The 17,410-nt window shown below is 73.3% G+C and carries 16 protein-coding genes and 2 riboswitches; of the genes, 6 read left to right on the top strand and 10 right to left on the bottom strand.

Annotation, left to right across the window (positions count from 1 at the left end; all coding sequences use genetic code 11):
- The first annotated feature begins 312 nt into the window (after positions 1-312).
- Entirely contained in the window at positions 313-843 is a 531-nt protein-coding gene (locus NBH00_RS16720) for a tyrosine-type recombinase/integrase (RefSeq protein ID WP_254569732.1), read from the top strand.
- 112 nt (positions 844-955) lie between these two features.
- A complete protein-coding gene (locus NBH00_RS16715) occupies positions 956-1,183 on the top strand; it encodes a hypothetical protein (protein ID WP_254569731.1) in 228 nt (75 codons plus the stop codon).
- Positions 1,184-1,550: 367 nt separating this feature from the next.
- Here the strand turns inward: NBH00_RS16715 and NBH00_RS16710 are convergent, their stop codons facing one another.
- The 7 genes from NBH00_RS16710 to NBH00_RS16680 form a co-directional block, all read right to left on the bottom strand.
- A complete protein-coding gene (locus tag NBH00_RS16710; RefSeq protein WP_254569730.1) occupies positions 1,551-2,600 on the bottom strand; it encodes an FkbM family methyltransferase in 1,050 nt (349 codons plus the stop codon).
- A gap of 63 nt (positions 2,601-2,663) precedes the next feature.
- Positions 2,664-2,852, bottom strand: coding sequence for a hypothetical protein (locus NBH00_RS16705; RefSeq protein ID WP_254569729.1), 189 nt, complete (start codon positions 2,850-2,852; stop codon positions 2,664-2,666).
- Positions 2,853-2,861: 9 nt separating this feature from the next.
- Entirely contained in the window at positions 2,862-3,500 is a 639-nt protein-coding gene (locus NBH00_RS16700) for a class I SAM-dependent methyltransferase (protein WP_254569728.1), read from the bottom strand.
- A 209-nt stretch (positions 3,501-3,709) separates the two neighbouring features.
- Positions 3,710-5,275 (bottom strand): sigma-70 family RNA polymerase sigma factor, encoded by a 1,566-nt coding sequence (locus tag NBH00_RS16695; protein WP_254569727.1) that lies wholly within the window; start codon positions 5,273-5,275, stop codon positions 3,710-3,712.
- 342 nt (positions 5,276-5,617) lie between these two features.
- Positions 5,618-5,697, bottom strand: a riboswitch (cyclic di-GMP riboswitch).
- Between the two features lie 32 nt (positions 5,698-5,729).
- Positions 5,730-7,055, bottom strand: coding sequence for an EAL domain-containing protein (locus NBH00_RS16690; protein WP_254569726.1), 1,326 nt, complete (start codon positions 7,053-7,055; stop codon positions 5,730-5,732).
- Between the two features lie 71 nt (positions 7,056-7,126).
- Positions 7,127-7,741, bottom strand: coding sequence for a hypothetical protein (locus tag NBH00_RS16685; protein ID WP_254569725.1), 615 nt, complete (start codon positions 7,739-7,741; stop codon positions 7,127-7,129).
- A gap of 9 nt (positions 7,742-7,750) precedes the next feature.
- A riboswitch (cyclic di-GMP riboswitch) is annotated at positions 7,751-7,832 on the bottom strand.
- Positions 7,833-7,980: 148 nt separating this feature from the next.
- Complete coding sequence (locus NBH00_RS16680; RefSeq protein ID WP_254569724.1) at positions 7,981-9,234, bottom strand: IS701 family transposase; 1,254 nt, start codon at positions 9,232-9,234, stop codon at positions 7,981-7,983.
- Between the two features lie 295 nt (positions 9,235-9,529).
- Here NBH00_RS16680 and NBH00_RS16675 point away from each other — a divergent pair, with 295 nt between their 5' ends.
- The 4 genes from NBH00_RS16675 (at position 9,530) to NBH00_RS16660 (ending at position 14,795) form a co-directional block, all read left to right on the top strand.
- Positions 9,530-10,687 carry a tyrosine-type recombinase/integrase gene (locus NBH00_RS16675; protein ID WP_254569723.1) on the top strand — a complete coding sequence of 386 codons (1,158 nt, stop codon included), beginning with the start codon at positions 9,530-9,532 and terminating at the stop codon, positions 10,685-10,687.
- A gap of 131 nt (positions 10,688-10,818) precedes the next feature.
- A complete protein-coding gene (locus tag NBH00_RS16670) occupies positions 10,819-10,989 on the top strand; it encodes a hypothetical protein (protein ID WP_254569722.1) in 171 nt (56 codons plus the stop codon).
- 126 nt (positions 10,990-11,115) lie between these two features.
- The gene (locus NBH00_RS16665) at positions 11,116-12,297 is read left to right on the top strand and encodes an acetyl-CoA C-acyltransferase (protein ID WP_254569721.1); all 1,182 of its coding nucleotides are present in this window, start codon (positions 11,116-11,118) and stop codon (positions 12,295-12,297) included.
- 194 nt (positions 12,298-12,491) lie between these two features.
- Entirely contained in the window at positions 12,492-14,795 is a 2,304-nt protein-coding gene (locus NBH00_RS16660; RefSeq protein WP_254569720.1) for a bifunctional diguanylate cyclase/phosphodiesterase, read from the top strand.
- Between the two features lie 36 nt (positions 14,796-14,831).
- Here NBH00_RS16660 and NBH00_RS16655 read toward each other — a convergent pair whose 3' ends face one another.
- Genes NBH00_RS16655 through NBH00_RS16645 form a run of 3 tightly spaced genes read right to left on the bottom strand, consistent with a single transcriptional unit; the run spans position 14,832 to position 17,392 of the window.
- Entirely contained in the window at positions 14,832-15,458 is a 627-nt protein-coding gene (locus NBH00_RS16655) for an acyltransferase (RefSeq protein WP_254569719.1), read from the bottom strand.
- 12 nt (positions 15,459-15,470) lie between these two features.
- Positions 15,471-16,163, bottom strand: coding sequence for an SGNH/GDSL hydrolase family protein (locus NBH00_RS16650; RefSeq protein WP_254569718.1), 693 nt, complete (start codon positions 16,161-16,163; stop codon positions 15,471-15,473).
- Complete coding sequence (locus NBH00_RS16645; RefSeq protein WP_367401259.1) at positions 16,160-17,392, bottom strand: 4-alpha-glucanotransferase; 1,233 nt, start codon at positions 17,390-17,392, stop codon at positions 16,160-16,162. The genes NBH00_RS16650 and NBH00_RS16645 overlap by 4 nt, the downstream gene beginning before the upstream one ends.
- Positions 17,393-17,410 lie beyond the last annotated feature (18 nt).

The following is a 17,410-nucleotide window of genomic DNA, read 5'->3' as shown; positions in this document are numbered from 1 at the left end:
AGCGATCTACAACTATGCGCTGCGCCCCGACCGTGCCGAGCAGTGGCGCGTCACCCAGAACCCGGCGCGCTTCGCCGCCCGGCGCCGCGAGGACGGCCCGGCGCGACTTGAGGTCTTCACCGTCGAGCAGGTCGAGGCGATCGCCCGCGCCGCAGCCGCGGGCACCTGGCGCACCTGGACGCGCGGCACGACCGAGGCCGGGGAGCTGCAGCGCGCGGAGGAGGACGCGCAGCTCGGCGAGCTCGTCAGAGTCGCCGCCTATACCGGCCTCAGGCGCGGAGAGCTCGTCGCGCTTCGTTGGCGCGACGTGAAATGGGAGGAGCGCGTGCTCGTCGTCGAACGGGCGATCTCCGCCGGTATCGAGAGCAGCACCAAGGCCGGCGCGTCCGTTACGTGCCGCTCGCCGACCAGACGCTCGCCGCGCTCGACCGTCTCTCCCGGCGACCGAACTTCACCCGCGCGGACGACTACGTGTTCGCGAACGTCGTCGGCGAGCGCCTCGACGACTCGGCCCTGCGCCGCCGGTACGTCGCCGCTCGCGACGCTGCCGGCGCGCCACCGCTGCGCTTCCACGACCTCCGTCACACCGCCGGCACGCTTCTGACCCGGGTGCTCGATCCCGTGACCGTCCGCGACGTCCTCGGCCACGCCGATCTGAAGACGACGCAGCGCTACCTGCACTCGGTCAAGGCGTCGCGGCTGTCTGAGGCCGCCACGCGGGCGTTCACCCCGGAGAGCGCGCCGGCGCGGGACGGGGGAGAGGCCGACGCGGCCGCCGCCCGATTTGCCGCCGTCGCCAAGCTCGGGCCGGACGAGGCGCGCCGCCTGCTCGGCGCCGGATAGTCGCCCGCCTTCCACGACTGGGTCACCGTCGGCCCGCCCGTCGTGCGCAAAGTTCTCGTCCGCGACGTGGGCCTTTCCGAGGACGAGGCGCTCAAGCTACTCTGATGCGGCCGTGACCATTCGCGTTCTCTACCACGAGGATCCGCCCGGCTGGTGGGCCGAGTCGCCCGACAGCGACGGGTGGACCGTCGCGGGAGACACCTACGACGACGTCCGCGCCCTCGTCGAGGACGGCGTCGCGTTCGCGCTCACCTGCGCGGCCGAGGACCGCGGCGAGACGGTCGACGAGACGGCCCTCGTCGTCGAGCACTTCGTCCCGGCGCCCGCACGCGCCGCCTGAACGACCGCCGCCCGGCCGTGGCACAGGACGACGAAATCACGTCCGAGGCGCTCTGACTCGCTCCTCGACCTCGCCGAGAGCCTGGACACCACGCGGCCGATCGGTGGGACCGACGTCGGCCTCTACATGCGCGTCGATGCCGAGACCCTCCGCGCGCTTGAGCTCCGAGCCGCGTCCGAGGGCGCCGACGTCAGCGCAGTCGCCGCGGAAGCACTTCGCGCGGCGGTGCGCGCAGCCTGACGAAGCCGCAGCAGGGCACAGACGGCGCCGCCGCAATCCGTCCGCCTCAAGCAGCGCGACGGCCGGCCCGGCGGCCGCCTCCACGCGGCGACATCGGGCTTGGCACGCCACAGCAGACACCGAACCGTCAGGCGGGCATCCGTGTCAGGTCGAAGATCACGAGGCGGCGGTTCTCGAGCACGCAGGCGGCATGGGCCGTGAGCGCGTCCCGCAGCCCGGGCAGCTCCTCGAACCACCAGAACGCCGGCCACGCGAAGACGACGAGCTCGGCGCCCTCGGCACGCCGGGCGGCTAGCTCCTCGATGGCTTCTGTGGTGTCCGCGGGCAGTCCCCAGTCCTCGCCGTCGCGCTCGACGAGCCGCAGGGGGCGTCGCCCTTCGAACTCGCCGCCCTCCCACCACAGGCCGGAGTCGACGAGGACGAACGCCGCCTCTGGCGGGACGATGGCGCAGACCTCCTCGGTCGCACGCCGCTGCTGGGCCGCGGGGAGGTAGTCGGCGGCGCGGTTGGCGCCGCCGTCGGGGGTCGCCGTTCGCTCGAGCACGAAGACGTCGTCGCTCGACGTCGCCGGGTCGAACGCGAAGCCTGCGTCCTCGATCGCGGCGAGCGCTTCCGCGCAACCGTCCTCGCCGATCACGCCGGGGTGCAGCTCGATGATCACGGTCCGCACGCCGTCAAGGCACAGCGTGGGCGTCAGCTCGCGCTCTCCGCCCTCGATGTCGATGATGAGGAGTGTCGGCGCGACGTCTCGGATCGCTTCCGCGAACGGGCGCATCGGCACGGCGACCGCCGATGAGGCGGTGCCCTCGGCGCTCACGGTCGACGACGCCCAGAAGTCCTCGTGGACGTGCAGGCGGACCTCACCGTGGTGGCCGCCGAGAACGCACATCTGAAGCGTCGGTGCCACGTCGTTGGCGCGGTAGAGCGCACGGATCGGGGTCTCGAGCGCGGGATTGGCCTCGAACGTGAAGACGCTGGCCGATCCGGTGATGCGCGCGCAGTAGGCCGACAGGACGCCGATGCCCGTCCCGAGCTCCATCACCGTGTCGTCCGTGCGCAGCTTCGCCCGCAGTGCCGCGAGCTCGGCTCGCTCGTAGCGTCCGGAGGCGAGCTGGTCGCGGATCTCGCTGGTCAGATGCGGCCCGGGAGGAATCGTCAGACCGGCGAGCTCGTACATCGACCGAGGGTAAAGCGCAACTGGTGTGAGCAGCGCGGAGGCTTGGCCGGGGCTGCGCGGGGTTCAGGCGTCTCCGGTCGCCTTGGGCTTGCGCCCGGTCGCGATGAGCACCGACCCCTGGAGCACGATCCCGTCCGGCGAGGCCGTGGCGGACCGGGCGCCTGTCGCCAGCGCGCGTTCGCGGATCGCCTCCCGCACGTCGGCGTCCATGCCGGCCAGGGCGGTGGCGAGCGGGCCGGCGAGCTGCGGCACCCGCTCCCACTAGGCGTCGAGTGACCCGATGCTCATCGGGGCAGGTACGGCCGCGACGGTCGCCTGCTCGAGCCCCGCCTGACCCAGCACATCGGTGAGGTGCTCGGGCCGCGCGAGCGAGAACGGTCCGGGGACGGTCGGGGGCGGGAACGGGATGCCGAACTGCGCGCCGACGGCGTCGAGGATCAGCCCGAGCCACGGGTTGTCGGTCCGTGGCCCCCAGACCATGGCGCCGTAGCGTCCGCCGGGACGGAGCACCCGCCGTGCCTCCCGCACCGCCTCCACGGGATCCTCGGCGAACATGAGACCGTGACGGACGATCACCGCGTCAAAGCTCGCATCGGGAGCGTCGATCGCGCTCTGGTCGCAGACCAGGGTGCTGATCCTGGCGCGCCCCGCCGCCCGCCGCACGGCGACCCGCACCATGTCGCGGGCGACGTCGGCGAGGATCACGCTGCCGAACGTGCCTACTCGCTCGGCCGCGGCTAGACCAGCGCCGCCGGGGCCCGTTGCGAGGTCCAGCACATCCGCCCCGCGCCTGACGTCGACGGCATCCAGCAGCGCCTCGGTGACGGAGTGCAGGTGCGCGTCGACGAACGCCGCATTCTGCTCCCAGGCGGGCGCGACCCCGTTCCACATCTCAGACATCCCGCGACGGTCGCACGTTTCCCGCCTCAGGGCGAAATCGCCCCGTGCCGGGCAGAGTTCGCGGCGGGAGGAGGGGTCAGGCGACGTCCGTGCCGCCAGTCTGAGAGCCGGGTCGTGGCCGTGCTCTGCGGGCAGACGTTCACCGCGCACGTGACGTTGCTCGCGTCCTGATAGTCCCGGGGCGACGTCCCGCCCGCAGACGGGCTCGGTCAGCCGGCCGCGGTGCCGCCGGCCCCGGGGCCGGAGCGAGGGGCGGTGCCGCTGCCACCACCGCTGGTCGGGACAGTGGGCGTCGTCGGTGCGGTCGTCGGGGTGGTGCTCGGGGCGTTTGCAGGTGCCGTGGTCGTTGTGGGAGTGGATGACGATGGGACCGCCGCGGTGGGCGTGGGTCTCGTCGGTGCGGCGGTCGGCCCTGTGGTGGTGAGCGGACGCGCGGCGGTCGTCGGCGCTGCTGCCGGTCCGGTGCTCGTCGGCTGACGTGTCGCGGTGCTCGGGCGCGTCACGGTCGTCGGGGCGGGCGCCGAAGGTGTCGCGGTGACCGGGCTTGTCCGCGTCGGCGCGGGACGCTGGGCGGCGGGGACGCTCGTCTGCGACGCGGAGGGCTGATGTGCGGCCGTGGCCTGCGACGCGGCGCCCGCCCCGCTGTTGTGCGCTTGCGGCATGTTGTGGGTCGAGTCGCCGCCGGCCGTCGTCGGTCCGGACGCGCGGCTGGAGGCTGCGCGGCGGCTCGTCCCCGCGGTCGCCGGTGGCGTGGCTGCAGGACCGGAGGTCGCGGCGCGGTGCCCGGCCGTGTTGGCGGGTCCGTTGGAGCTGATGGACGTCCGCGGCGCCGGGTGGGTCGTGGCGTGGTGATGGACCGCGACGCCGGTGGCCCCGGCGGCGGCGACGCCCGTCGCGGCCAGGACGGCCATCTTGGTGGTGATGGCGGCGGCGACGGTGCTGGTCGTTCCGGCGGCACCGCCCGCGCCGGCGGTGAGGGCGCCGCCCTTGGCGGCGGCGCCGCCGGTGTGGAAGAGGTGGCCGAGCAGCGCCGTGCTTGCGGCGACGGGCAGGACGGGGAAGAGGGCCCCCATCTCCTGGGGCCGCGCCGTGAGCGCGAAGTCGAAGTGACGGCAGGTGCTGCAGCTTGCGAGGTGGCCGCGCATACGCCGGCCGCGGCGGACGCGGCCGTCTCCGTCGGAGAGCTTGCGCTGGATCTCATCGCACTGCATCGCGCGTCCTTCGGCGAGCTCGGCCAGGGCGGTGCGGGCTTCGAAGATCGTCTGCTTGACCACGGTCGGGGCGCACTCCAGGACCTTGGCGATCTCCTGGTGGGAGAAGCCGCTGAGCTCGCGCAGCACGAGCGCCTGCCGCTGGCGGTCGGGGAGCAGCGTCAGGTCGCTCCACAGCTGCTTGAGGCGGTCGCGGTCGGCGACCATGTCGCTCGTCGGCGGGCCCTTGCTGGCGTGTGTGGTGTCCAGTTCGCTCGTCGGGCGCTGCTGGCGGATGCGGTTGATCGCTTCGTTGTGGGCGATCCGGAACAGCCAGGGGCGCAGCTCGAAGTCGCGGTCCTCTTTCTGCAGGGCGACCATCGCCTTGAGCATCACGCTCTGCAGGACATCCTCGGCGTCGGCCGGGTCGCGGAGGATCGAGCGGATGTACCGGTACAGGTCCTGATGGTGCTCGCGGTAGACCTGCGAGAACAGCGTCGAGTCCGCCCGGACCGCGCTCGAGCGCACGGGTAGGCGCCGGGCGAGCAGGCCCGTCGGCGAGGGGAGGGTGTGTGGTGGGCTCATGGCCACGTCCCATGTATCGACAACACCGGACCCACGCTGAAGTCAGCCCCTATCTGCACCGGACGAGGTGTCGTGCGTGCAGGAAGGCTCCCGTCCGGCACCGGTCAGTACCCCGGGTTGGTCGGGCACCAGGCGACGGGATCCGGTGACCCCTGCGGGCAGCGGCGGGCAACGGGTGTAGTCACGGCGGAGGGCGATCTGCCGCACGGTGAGCTGTCGGGCGGGAGGCTCGCGGCGGCGACGGTCCTGGGAAGGGTGATCGTCGCGGAGATCGCGTGGCCCGCGAGCGTGAAGCCGGCCTCATCGAGTCGGCGGTGGGTGGGCGGAAGGCGGTTGAGAGTCATGGGCGGCTGGGCCGCCTCACCGCGGTGGGGCCACTGGCTTTGCGGCCCCGCCCTGCGGCGGGTTTGCCTTTGGTCGGTGTCACCGGGCCCGAACAGGCTCGTGCGGCGGGTCAGGCCCTCCCCGCCGTGTCGTTTGCGGCGATGGCGGGAAGCGCCCGCAAGGTGGTCAGTCCGGGGGGCCCGGAATGCCCGACCGCTCGCGCCTGAGCGTGAGCGGGGAGATGACGCAGGAGCGTGGCGAGATGGTGGGCGACCGTGCGCGCGAGCGTGAGCTGCTGGCGGGTCCAGGGCCGGTCCTCGCTGCTGAAGACCTCAAGCAGCCCGACGGCCTGCCCGCCGGCGCGCAGCGGGATCATCATCAGTGCGGCCAGGCCGTTGGTGTGCAGCAGTTGCAGCTCGTGCTCGTCGGCGCCGGTATCCCCACGCAGGACCTGGGCGGCGTCTCCGGTCCGCAGCAACGCGCCCGTGGTCGGGTAGTCGGCGACGCGATAGCAGGGCTCGTCCTCCCAGACGGACCCGGCGCAGGTCTGCAGGTAGGGGTCCCCGCCCGGGTCCTCGAGGCGGGAGATGCTCAGGCCGTCGGCTTGCAGCAGCAGCTGCAGCTGGGGAAGGGTAGCGTTGAGGTCTGCGAGGGAGGTGCAGTTGCTCAGCCGGGCGGCGAGCGCCTCCTGCAGGATCTGGACGTGGTCGCCGAGCGGCCGGTCGCCGTGGCGCAGCGCCGAGGCCAGGCCCTCCCGGCAGGCCAGCGCGGCCATCGGCGCGACGGTCGGCCACCGGGCGTGGGGGCGGGCGAGGTAGAAGCCCTGGCCGATCGGCACGTCGAGGTCGGCGAGCGTGGCGAGCTCGTCCTCGTGCTCGATGCCCTCGGCGCAGAGCATCGCGCCGGTGCGCACAGCGAAGCGGCTGAGGGCCTCGATGAGCGCAACCTTCGCCGGGTCAAGGTGCACGCCGGACACGAGCTCGCGGTCGAGCTTGATGATGTCGGGGCGCAGCAGCATCACCTGCCTGAGGCTCGCGTACCCCGCGCCGGCGTCGTCGACCGCGATCAAGGCTCCTCGGCCACGGAGGTCGTCCAAGTGGGTCTGGATCGAGGAGCCGTGCAGCACGAGCTCGTTCTCGGTGATCTCCAGGATGAGCCCCGACAGATCACGAGGCAGCATCCGCTGCACCGCGTCGGAGGCCAACGCTGAGGCGCTGACGTTGACCGCCAGCAGCGCGCCGCCGGGTGGCCGACCGCCGCGGAGGGCCAGCGTGATCGCCAGCGCCTCGGCCACCGGGCCGGCGCCCTCGCGGCGGGCCTTCGCAAGCCACGCGGACGGCGAGGCCGACTCTGGGCGCAGGAGCGCCTCGTACGCCCACGGTCGCCCGGTCTGCAGATCGACCATCGGCTGATAGGCGATCGTGAGGCCCTCGGTGATGTCGGTGCTGGACGTCATCGCGTAGGTGGAGTTGAACCGCACGGCGATCGGCGGCGACCCTTCGGGGGTCGCCGCCGACAGGCCGTTGCTCAGCGGCGGCTCGTGGCCGTCGTCGGGTCCGTCGGGGCCGGGTCCGTCGTCGGGTCGGTCGCGGGCGCCGGGTCGGTGCTCGGGTCCGGGGTCGTGACGGCCTGATCCTTGGCGAGCTTCGCGGCGGCCTTCACGCACTGGCTGAACGCGGTCCCGTGCTGACCGGCGACGTGCTTCTTGCTCAGCGACTTGCAGGCGCTGGTGGGGTTGCTCGTCACGCCCGAGGCGAGCTTGGCCATGGCGGTGACGCACTTGCTGAACGGCGTGCCGGTCTGCCCGTCGACCGGCTGCTTGCTCTCACCCTTGCAGTAGGTGCCGTAGGCCTTCGCCTTGCTCGAGGCCGACGCGTTCGGCCCCGGCGTGCCGGCGGGCTTGTGGCTCATACCCGGGTTGCTCGTCCCGGTCGGGTGGTTGTCGGCGGTCGGCGTGCCCGACGGCACGTACGCGCTACCGGGGTTGCTCGTCGCGGTCGGGGTGCCCGACGGCGCAGCGGTCGTGGCCAATGCGGGCGGGCCGGCGGTGAACCCGGCCGGGATCCCAGCCGCGAACGCGGCGGCGGGCGTGAGCGCGACCGAGAGGGTCGCGGCGATGGTGGTGAGCGTCGTGCGGTACATGGATGCCTCCTGGGCAACTGGGCGGCCTTCCGTCCGTGGAAGACCCCTGGCTTTGCGTCCCCGCCTCGCAACGGGTTTGCCTTGATCGGGTAGGTCCGAGGACAAGCCTCTAATAGTGCTCCGTTAGGTGTCGTTGAGGTAGGGGGTGTCGGGCGGCAGCCGTCTGCGGCAGGTCGGGCATGTCCCGTGCCAGCAGGCCAAGAGCGTTTGCAGCTCCCGAACGACCTCGAACAGTGAGGTCAGGCGGCCGCCCGGCGTTGAGGTCGCCGCAGTCGTTCCAGGGTCAGGAAGCCGTGCGCGACGGAGACGAGGGTTGTGTGGTGGTGCCAGCCGGGCCAGGAGCGGCCTTCGAAGTGGTCTAGGCCGAGGGCGTCTTTGAGCTCGCGGTAGTCCTGCTCGATCCGCCAGCGCAGCTTCGCCAGCGCGACGAGGTCCGCGATCGGCGTGTCGTCGGGGAGGTCGCTGATCCAGAAGTCGGTCGGGGCGCTCTTGCCTTCGGGCCACTCCGCCAGCAGCCACCGGACCGGCAGATTGCCGTCTGCGTGGGCGCTGCGCAGCTTGATGTTGCAGAGCTTCACGCGGATCGCGGTGAAGCGCGAGGCCAGCTCGCCCTTGGTGCCCTGGCGCCAGCAGATCCGCAGATAGGCGTCCTCGCCGACCTCGGCCGCCAAAGCCGCGACGCTGCTGAACGGTCGGCGGTAGCGCGGCGCGGGCGGCCGTCCTTTGCCGGCGTAGGTCGGCGTCTGCGGCTCGGTGCTGGCCGGGAGCGCCGACGTGGTGCCCTTGACGTCCAGCACGTAGCGGATGTCGCGCTCTTCCAGGCCGATGCGCAGCTCCGTCACGTCACCGTAGGCGGCGTCGCCGAGCACCGGCGGAGCCTGCAGCCCCCACGCCTGAAGCTCGTCGATCATGTCCAACGCGAGCTGCCACTTCGGCCGATGCACGACGTCGTCGGGGACTTTGCAGCCGGCGCGGCGCGGGTCCTCGTTCCACGACTCGGGCAGGAACAGACGCCAGTCGATCGGGCACGACGCGTGCACGGTGGCGGCGGTGATCGAGACCCCGATCTGGCAGTTGCCGACCTTCCCCAAAGCGCCGGAGTACTGGCGCGCCACGCCGACTGACTTGTCGCCGAACTTCGGAAAGCCGGTGTCGTCAATCACCCAAGCCGCCGGCACGATCGCCTCGCTGAGCCGGACCGCCAAGCGCTTACGCACCGGTTCCCACCGCCACGGCGACTGGTTGACGAACTGCTGCAAGCACTGCTCATCGCCATCTTCCAGGCGGGCAGCCATCGGCTCGATGCTCTTGCGCTTGCCATCGAGCATCAACCCCCGCAGATACACGCCGCCCCACCGCCGCTGATCGCGACGCACCATTGGCTCGAACATGTCCTCCGCGAACGCCTCAAGCCGCGGCCGCACCCGCGCCAGCTGCTTGTCCGAGAGACCGGCCACCGACCCGATCTTGACCTGCCCCGCCGACGAACTCATGCACAAGAAGTTCGCCAAGACTCCATAACCTCCTGCAACAACCTAACGGAGCACTACTAGGCGACGACGGCCTGACCACCGCCGAGATCGCCGAGCGGTTCAACACCCACCTGCCTGAGCTGGGCCTGTATCCCGGCCATATCCAGCCGATCGTCGCTGACATGCTCAAGAAGCGGGAGCTGCGTCGAGAGTCAACCGGGCTGTCCGGGCCGAACCCGAGGTGGCGGTACTTCCGAAACTCAGCCCTCGAGGGTCCGATCGCGGACCTTGAGCGCGCCATGCGAGAGGACGCCTGATGGCGACCCCGGGCATCCAGATCCGGCACTCCAAGGCCTGCGCGTCGCGCGCAGGCCGCGGGTGCAACTGCAAGCCGACGTGGCAGGCCCAGGCGTTCGACTCCCGGAACAACCGCCGGATCACGAAGACGTGCGCCACGAAGACCGAGGCCGTCGCCTGGCGCGAAGCGATCCGCACCGGCATCCGCGACGGGTCGACCCCGGTCGTTGTCACCGGCACGAAGGTCCTGACCATCGGCGGGGCCGTGACCGAGTGGGCCGCCGCCGCCCGCGCGGGGACCGCGCGGAAGCGCAACCGCGAGCAGTTCGCCGGCTCTTCGATCGTCGCCATCGAGCAGAACTGGAAGCTCCGCCTGAAGGACGTCTACGAGAACCGCAGGATCGACCGGCTGTCCCTGACGGAGCTTCAGGAGTTCGTCGACGGGCTCGAGGCCGACGAGATCAACCCCGGCACGATCGAGTCGACCGTCCTCGTGCTCCGCGTCGTGTACCGCAGGCTGAAGACGAAGGGGCTCGTGAAGATCGACCCCACGGACGGGATCGAGCTCCCGATGAAGACCTCCCGCGGACAGCGGAAGCCGCCGGCCCCACAGGACGCCTTCCGGCTCCTGTGCGCCGTCCCGGAGACTGACCGGGCCGTGTGGGCCACCGCGATGCTGTCCGGGCTCAGGCGCGGCGAGCTGATGGGTCTGCAGTGGAAGGACGTCGACCTCGACGCGGGCACCCTCCGGGTAGTCCGGAACTATCACCCCGTCCACGGCTACGGGCCGCCGAAGTCCAAGCAGGGCACGCGCACCGTCCCGGTTCTCGCCACGCTCCTGCCGTACCTCCGTGAGCACCGGGTGACCACGGCTCGCGTCGGCGGGCTCGTGTTCGGGACGGGGGAGGACGTGCCGTTCCGGTCCGCGTCGCTGCAGAAGCGGGCGGACAAGGTGTGGAAGGCCGCGGGGCTGCAGCGGGTCACGCTTCACGCCTGCAGGCACCTGTACGCGTCGCTGAGCATCGCCGCCGGGGTCAACGCGCACTCGCTCTCGAAGTACATGGGGCACTCGTCGATCGCCGTCACGTTCGACCTGTACGGGCACCTGTTCCCGGGCAACGAGGCGGAGGCGGCGACCCTCATGGACACCTACCTGTCGGCGGTCTTCACGGGGTGAACTGCAGCGCCAGTGCAGCGCGGGTCCGTCTGGGCCAGTGTTCATCGGCCATGACACTCATGTACTACATCTAGGCGCCCACTCCGCCCGACGCGGCGCCGGGTGCCCGGGCGCCCGGTACGGTCACCGCCATGATCGTCGCCTTCGGCCTCTTCCTGCTCCTGCTGGGCGTGGCGGCGCACGTCGTGTTCGTCTTCCGCCTGGGCGGGTTCATCCTCGCGCTCGGCCTCGTCCTGATGGGCCTGCGCGCGCTCGGGCGCGCCATGGGCGGCGAGGACTTCAGCGGGCCCCGGTCGGACTGAGCCGCCCGCCCGGTCCGCGACGGTCCAGAACCCGGTCGTGTGACAGCGGCGAGTGCCGCGGACACGGTGTCCACACACGATGTAATACGATGGGCGCATGGCCCAGACCGCTGCCCGGACGTCGACGTGAGGACCGCCGCCGGTGACCGCCCGGTGATCGTCGACGTCCGGCGGTCGCCCGTGGGCCGGGCGCACAAGGGCTCGCTCGCCGACGTCCGCCCCGACGATCTCGCGGCGCGCATGGTCCGCGCGCTGCTGGAGGCGAATCCGGCGGTCGACCCCGCGACGATCGACGACCTCGTGTGCGGCTGCGCGTTCCCGTGGGGCGAGCAGGGCTACAACGTCGGGCGGAACATCGCGATCCTCGCCGGCCTGCCGCATCACGTCCCGGCGCAGACCGTCACGCGCCTCTGCGGCTCGTCGCTGCAGGCGCTGCGCACCGCCGCCCACGCGATCATGGCCGGCGAGGGCGACACCTTCGTCGTCAGCGGCGTCGAGTCGGTGTCACGCGTCGGGCACGGCCACCACCTCGCGACGAAGAACCCGCTGCTCGATCCCGAGGCCGACGGCGACACGCTCGGGGCGGTCTTCATGCCGATGGGCCTCACCGCCGAGAACGTGGCCGACCGCTGGGGCGTCACCCGCGAGCGGATGGACGCCTTCGCCCAGCGCTCGCAGGAGCGTGCCGTCGCGGCCCGTGAGGCGGGCATCACCGGGCGCGAGATCGTCCCGGTCGAGCTTCCGTCGGGCCAGGCGATGACCGAGGACGACTGCCCTCGCGCGAGCTCGACGCTCGAGAAGCTCGCCTCGCTCGACCCCGTGTTCCGCAGCGACGGGCGCGTCACCGCGGGCAACTCGTGCCCGCTGAACGACGGTGCCGCCGCCGCGCTCGTCATGGGCGAGCGGCGGGCCGCGGCGCTCGGGCTCACGCCACGGGCGCGCGTCCTCGCCTCCGCGGTCTCCGCCGTCGACCCGGCGCTCATGGGCGTTGGGCCGATCGAGGCGGTGAAGCAGGCCCTCGGCCTCGCCGGCGTCACGATCGACGACGTCGACGTCTTCGAGCTCAACGAGGCGTTCGCCGCCCAGGTGATCCCGGTCTGCGAGGAGGTCGGCATCGACCCCTTCGACGACCGCGTGAACCCGTTCGGCGGCGCGATCGCGATCGGCCACCCGTTCGGCATGACCGGCCTGCGGATCATGTCCTCGCTCCTGAACGGACTGGACGAGACCGGCGGCACGATCGGGGTCGAGTGCATGTGCATCGGCGGCGGTCAGGGCCAGGCGATGGTCGTCGAGCGCCTGAGTTGACGCCGGCCGGCACGCCGCGTCCGTGGTAGCACCGAAATCGGGAGCGACCGCGCCGCCGTTCGTCCAGATTCTTGGCGTGCCGCCGATCGGGAGGTACCGTCTTACGACATAGGGCTGTCCGGCGACAGGCGGACCGGCCCCGTCATGCCGTCCACCCGTCCGAGAGCTCCGCCTTGCCCGACCACTCGCTCGAGATGCCTGGCTCCGCCGTCGTCGGCAACACGGCCCGGATGCGCGCACTCGGACTCGGCGGATTGGTGAGCCCCGACCGCGAGGCGTCCGTCGAGCGGTGGGTCCAGGTCACCGCCGAGGCGCTCGAGGCGCCGGTCGCCCTCGCGACGCTCGTCGACTCGGGCCGCCAGTTCGTCCGGGCGATCGTCGGCCTCGACGGCCTGGCGATCGCCGAGCACCGGGCCCCGATGGCGGACGCGCTCTGCGAGCGCGTCGTGACCGAGGCGGTCCCGGTGGTCCACGGGGACGTCCACGAGGTCGCCCACGGTGCGGACCTCGTCGCCGCCGGGTTCTCCGCTTTCGCGGGGATGCCGCTCCGGGTCGGCGGGACGCCTGCGGGCACGCTCTGCGTCCTGGACCGTCGCCGGCGCGCCTGGACGCCCGCGCAGGTCCGGCTCCTGCAGAAGCTCAGCGACGGCCTTTCGTCCGAGATCGAGCTGCGCCTCGCGGGCGCCGAGCTCACCCGGACGGCCAGGCTGACCGAGGCGCACAACCGCATCCACGAGCTCATCGCCGCCGACGAGCCGTTGCCGAGCATCCTCGGCGCGATCATCACGAGCATCGAGACGCATGACCCCGCGCTCATGGGCTCGATCATGCTGCTCGACCCGACGACGGCGACGCTGCACCACGGCAGTCCGTCGCGCCTGCCCGCCGACTACCTGGCGGGCGTCGACGGGATCGCCGTCGGCCCGCAGATCGGCTCGTGCGGCGCCGCCGCCTACTCCGGGCAGGAGGTCATCGGTCACGACTTGCACACCGACCCGCGGTGGGCGGCCTTCCAGGACCTCATCCGCCCGCACGGCCTGCGTCACTGCTGGTCCTTCCCGATCACCGGGCGGGCGGGGACGGTGCTCGGGAGCTTTGGCGTCTACGGCCCGCAGCCGCGCTCGCCGAGCGAGGAGGACCGGCGCTTCATGCGCGACGCGGCGAAGCTCGCCGGCATCGCGATCGAGCGCCGGCAGACCTCCGACCGCCTCATCCACGACGCGACGCACGACTCGCTCACCGGGCTCTCCAACCGCGCGAGCGCGTTCGCCCACCTCCAGGACGTCCTCGCCCGCCAGGCCGACCACCCGACGCCGGTGTCCGTGCTCTTCATCGACCTCGACCGCCTCAAGCGGGTCAACGACTCGCTCGGGCACGATGTCGGCGACCAGGTCATCCGCGAGGCGGCCCAGCGCCTCGACCGCTGCGCCGGACCGGAGTTCGTGGCCCGGATCGGCGGGGAGGAGTTCCTCATCGTCGCCGTCGGCGGCCACGATCGCGCGGCGCAGCTCGGCGACGCGGTGCTCGAGGCGCTGCAGGCCCCCGTCACCGCCCGCCGCCACGTCGAGGACCTCACGATCACCGGCAGCGTCGGCGTCGCCGTCATCTCCGGGCCGGGGGTCGACGCGCAGGAGGCCATGCGGCGGGCGGACCTCGCGATGTACGCGGCGAAGGTCCGCGGCGGCAACACGTACGCGTGGGCGGACGACGACGGCGAGCGCGGCGCGGCGGGCCGGCGCCTCCAGGTGGAGACGGCGCTGCGCAGCGCCGTCGAGCGCGGTGAGCTGAGCGTCGTCTTCCAGCCGATCATCGGGTTCGAGGACGAGGGGGTCGTGGCCGTCGAGGCGCTCGCCCGCTGGACGCATCCGGACCTCGGCGCCGTGCCCCCCGACGAGTTCGTGCCGATCGCCGAGCAGACGGGGCTCATCCACGGGATCGGCGCCTTCGTCCTCGCTGCGGCCTGCGCCGCGCTGCCCGCCCTCGCGGAGCGGCACGGGCCGGGCCTGCAGCTGGCGGTCAACGTGTCCGCGCAGCAGCTGCACGATCCCGGGCTCCCGCGGCGGGTCGCCGAGATCCTCACCGCGCACGGCATCAGCCCGGACCGCCTCGCGCTCGAGGTCACCGAGACGGCGCTGCTCAGCGTCGACGCCGGGACCGCGACGACCGTCGAGGGACTCGACGCGATGGGGGTGCGGATCGTCCTGGACGACTTCGGCACCGGGTACTCGTCGCCGACGCTCCTCAAGCGCCACCCGATCGCCGCGATCAAGCTCGACCGGTCCTTCGTCGACGGCATCCCGGACGAGCGGGACGACGTGGCGATCGTCACCGCGCTCGTCGGGATGGCGAAGGGGCTCGGCCTCCTGATCGTCGCCGAGGGGATCGAGACGCCGGAGCAGTTCGCCGTCCTGCGGGACCTCGGCTGCGACCGCGCGCAGGGCTACCTCGTCGGCCGGCCCGGGGCGCTCACCGACCCGCCGGACGTCACCGCCGCCTGAGCGGCGCCCGGACGACCCTGCGGACCCCGCGGGCCGTCAGTGCGGCGCGGCGTCGGGCCGGGCCGGGAGGTCCGGCGAGTCCGCGGCGACGTCGCCGCGCACGACGAGCTGCGCGCCGACCTGGACCCCGGCCGCGATCCGCGCCCCGCCGAGGACCACCGCGCGGGGCCCGATCCGCACGCCGGCGCCCACGGCGATCGGCGCCGCCCGCAGGCCCTGACGGCGCAGGGGCGTCTCGACGTCGCTCGTCACCGGACCGCAGTCGGCGAGGACCACCTCGTCCGCCAGGCGGCACTGCGGGCCCACGTCGGCGCCGGCGAGGAGCCGCGCGACGCAGCGCTCGCCGAGGACGGTGCCGCGGCCGATCCGCAGCTCGCCGGCGGCGACGTGCAGGCGGGTCCCGTCGCCGATCGCGCAGCCGGGGCCGAGGAGCAGGAGCGCGCCGGGGGCGACGTGGACGACGACGCCCGGCCCGACGGCGGCGCCGCGCGCGGCCCGCACCCGGCCGCGGTGGCGGAGGACGAGGAGCCGCGCGCGCAGGAGCGCGCGGAGCCCCGACGGAGGCGGGCCGGCGGGCGGGGCCGCGACGAGACGCGGCTCGGGCGCCGCGCCGGTGACGGACGGCACGGAGGGGGCGGCGGGCGGCGGAGGTGCGGCGGGCACGGGCCCGCGAGGCTACCGGTGCAGCCGCCGTGCCACGTCCTCGCGCACCCGGCGCCGCGCGTCCCGCCCGACCGCCGGGACGTGGGTCGTGAGGAGGAAACGCAGCCGGGCCCGTCGCCCGCGATGGACGGGCGGGCCGGCCCGCGGGTGCGGCGGCTCCCCGAGGGCGCGGGCCGCCCGCTCGGCGATCTCGACGAGGCCGACGGCGGTGGGGTGGACGGCGTCGGGCTGGACGAGCTCCCGGCCCCGGAGATCCTCGAGCGACGCGACGACGGCGCCGTGGCGCGCCGCCGTCGCCCGGATGATCGCGTTCGCGCCGCGGACCTTGGCCGCCCCGGCGCGCGGGCGGCCGAGGTCGAGCGGGATCGTGCAGAGGACGAGGCGGTCCGCGCACGCCGCGACGGCGGCGACGACCGTCTCGAGGCCCGCGGCGTAGGCCGCCGCGTCGAAGTCGACCGCGCGCACGTCGTTCACCCCGAGGTAGACGGCGCCGACGGCGTGGCGATGGCGCAGCCGCGGCACCTGCGTGGCGAGGGCGACCGGGACGGTCGCGCCGTCCTCGGCGAGGTTCGTGAACGGGAGGTCGAGCGCCTCGGCGAGCCACTGCGCCCAGGAGAGGCAGGGCACGCCGAGGACCATCGTCCCGCTGCCGCGGGTGATCGAGTCGCCGACCGCGACGAGCCCGGCCTGCGGGGCGAGCGTCACGGCAGCCGTCCGGCCTCGGCGGTGACGTCGCGCAGCCGGCGGGCGTGACGGGCGGTGAGCTGCCCGGGTTCGAGCCGCCAGCGCCAGTTGCCGGTCGCCCGCCCGGGGGTGTTCATGCGGGCCTCGGAGCCGAGCTCGAGGACGTCCTGCGCCTGGAGCATCACGAGCGGCGCGACCGACTGCATCCACCAGGCGGTGAGGCCCCAGACGGGGCTGCGGCGGCCGAAGCCCGCCGCCGCGACGGTCCGGTCGACCTCGGCGCGGACGTCCGGCGGCAGCGCGGCGAGCCAGCCCGCGAGCGTGTCGGAGTCGTGCGTGCCGGTGTAGGCGATGCGGTCGGGCGCGTGGTGGGCGAGGCGGTGGGGCGACGTCTCGTCATCCGGTTCGAAGGCGAACTGCGCGACGACCATGCCCGGCAGCCCGAGCTCGACGCGGAGGCGCTCGACGGCGGCGGTGATGACGCCGAGGTCCTCGGCGATGAGCGGCAACGGCGCCCCGCCGAGCGCCGCGCCGGCCGCGTCGAAGAGCGCGCGGCCCGGCCCGCGCCGCCAGCGGCCCCCGCGGGCGTCGCGGGCGCCCTCCGGGACCGCCCAGCCCGCGACGAAGCCGCGGAAGTGGTCCACCCGGGCGACGTCGAACAGCGAGAGCGTCCGCTGGAGCCGCGCGATCCACCAGGCGTAGCCCTCGCGGCGGTTCGCCGGCCAGTCGTAGAACGGGTTGCCCCACAGCTGCCCGGTGTCGCTGTACGCGTCCGGCGGGGCCCCGGCCACGACGCCGTCGAGGAACAGCCCGGGGTGGTCCAGGTGGTCGGCGCTCCCGGGGGCGACGTAGATCGGGACGTCGCCGATGACCCGCACGCCGCGGTCGGCCGCGTGGGCGCGCAGGGCGTCCCACTCCCGCTGGAAGCGCACCTGGTCGGCGAGCGCGCGCCGTCCGCCGGCCGCCGCCGCCCATCCTGGCGCCCACGCCGGGTGCGCGGCCGCGAACGCGTCCGCCTCGTCGGCCGAGACCGGCGCCGACGGGTCGCCGAGGAGGCCCCGCCAGGCGGCGAACGCCGAGCGCGACTTGTACGGGGACCCGTGACGGTCGGGCGGTCCGACCGGCAGCACCTGCCACCAGGACTGTCCGGCCGTGGACAACCAGTCCACCCACCGGTATGCCTCTGGGCCGAGCCGACCGCCCGGGAGAGACGTGATGTGCAGCTGGATGCCGCTGGATCTGGTGAACAACCGACGCTCCGAGGTTGA

This window comes from Paraconexibacter antarcticus (assembly GCF_024220175.1).
GTDB classification, from domain to species: Bacteria; Actinomycetota; Thermoleophilia; order Solirubrobacterales; family Solirubrobacteraceae; genus Paraconexibacter; species Paraconexibacter antarcticus.
This window is presented reverse-complemented; position numbering and strand designations above follow the sequence as displayed.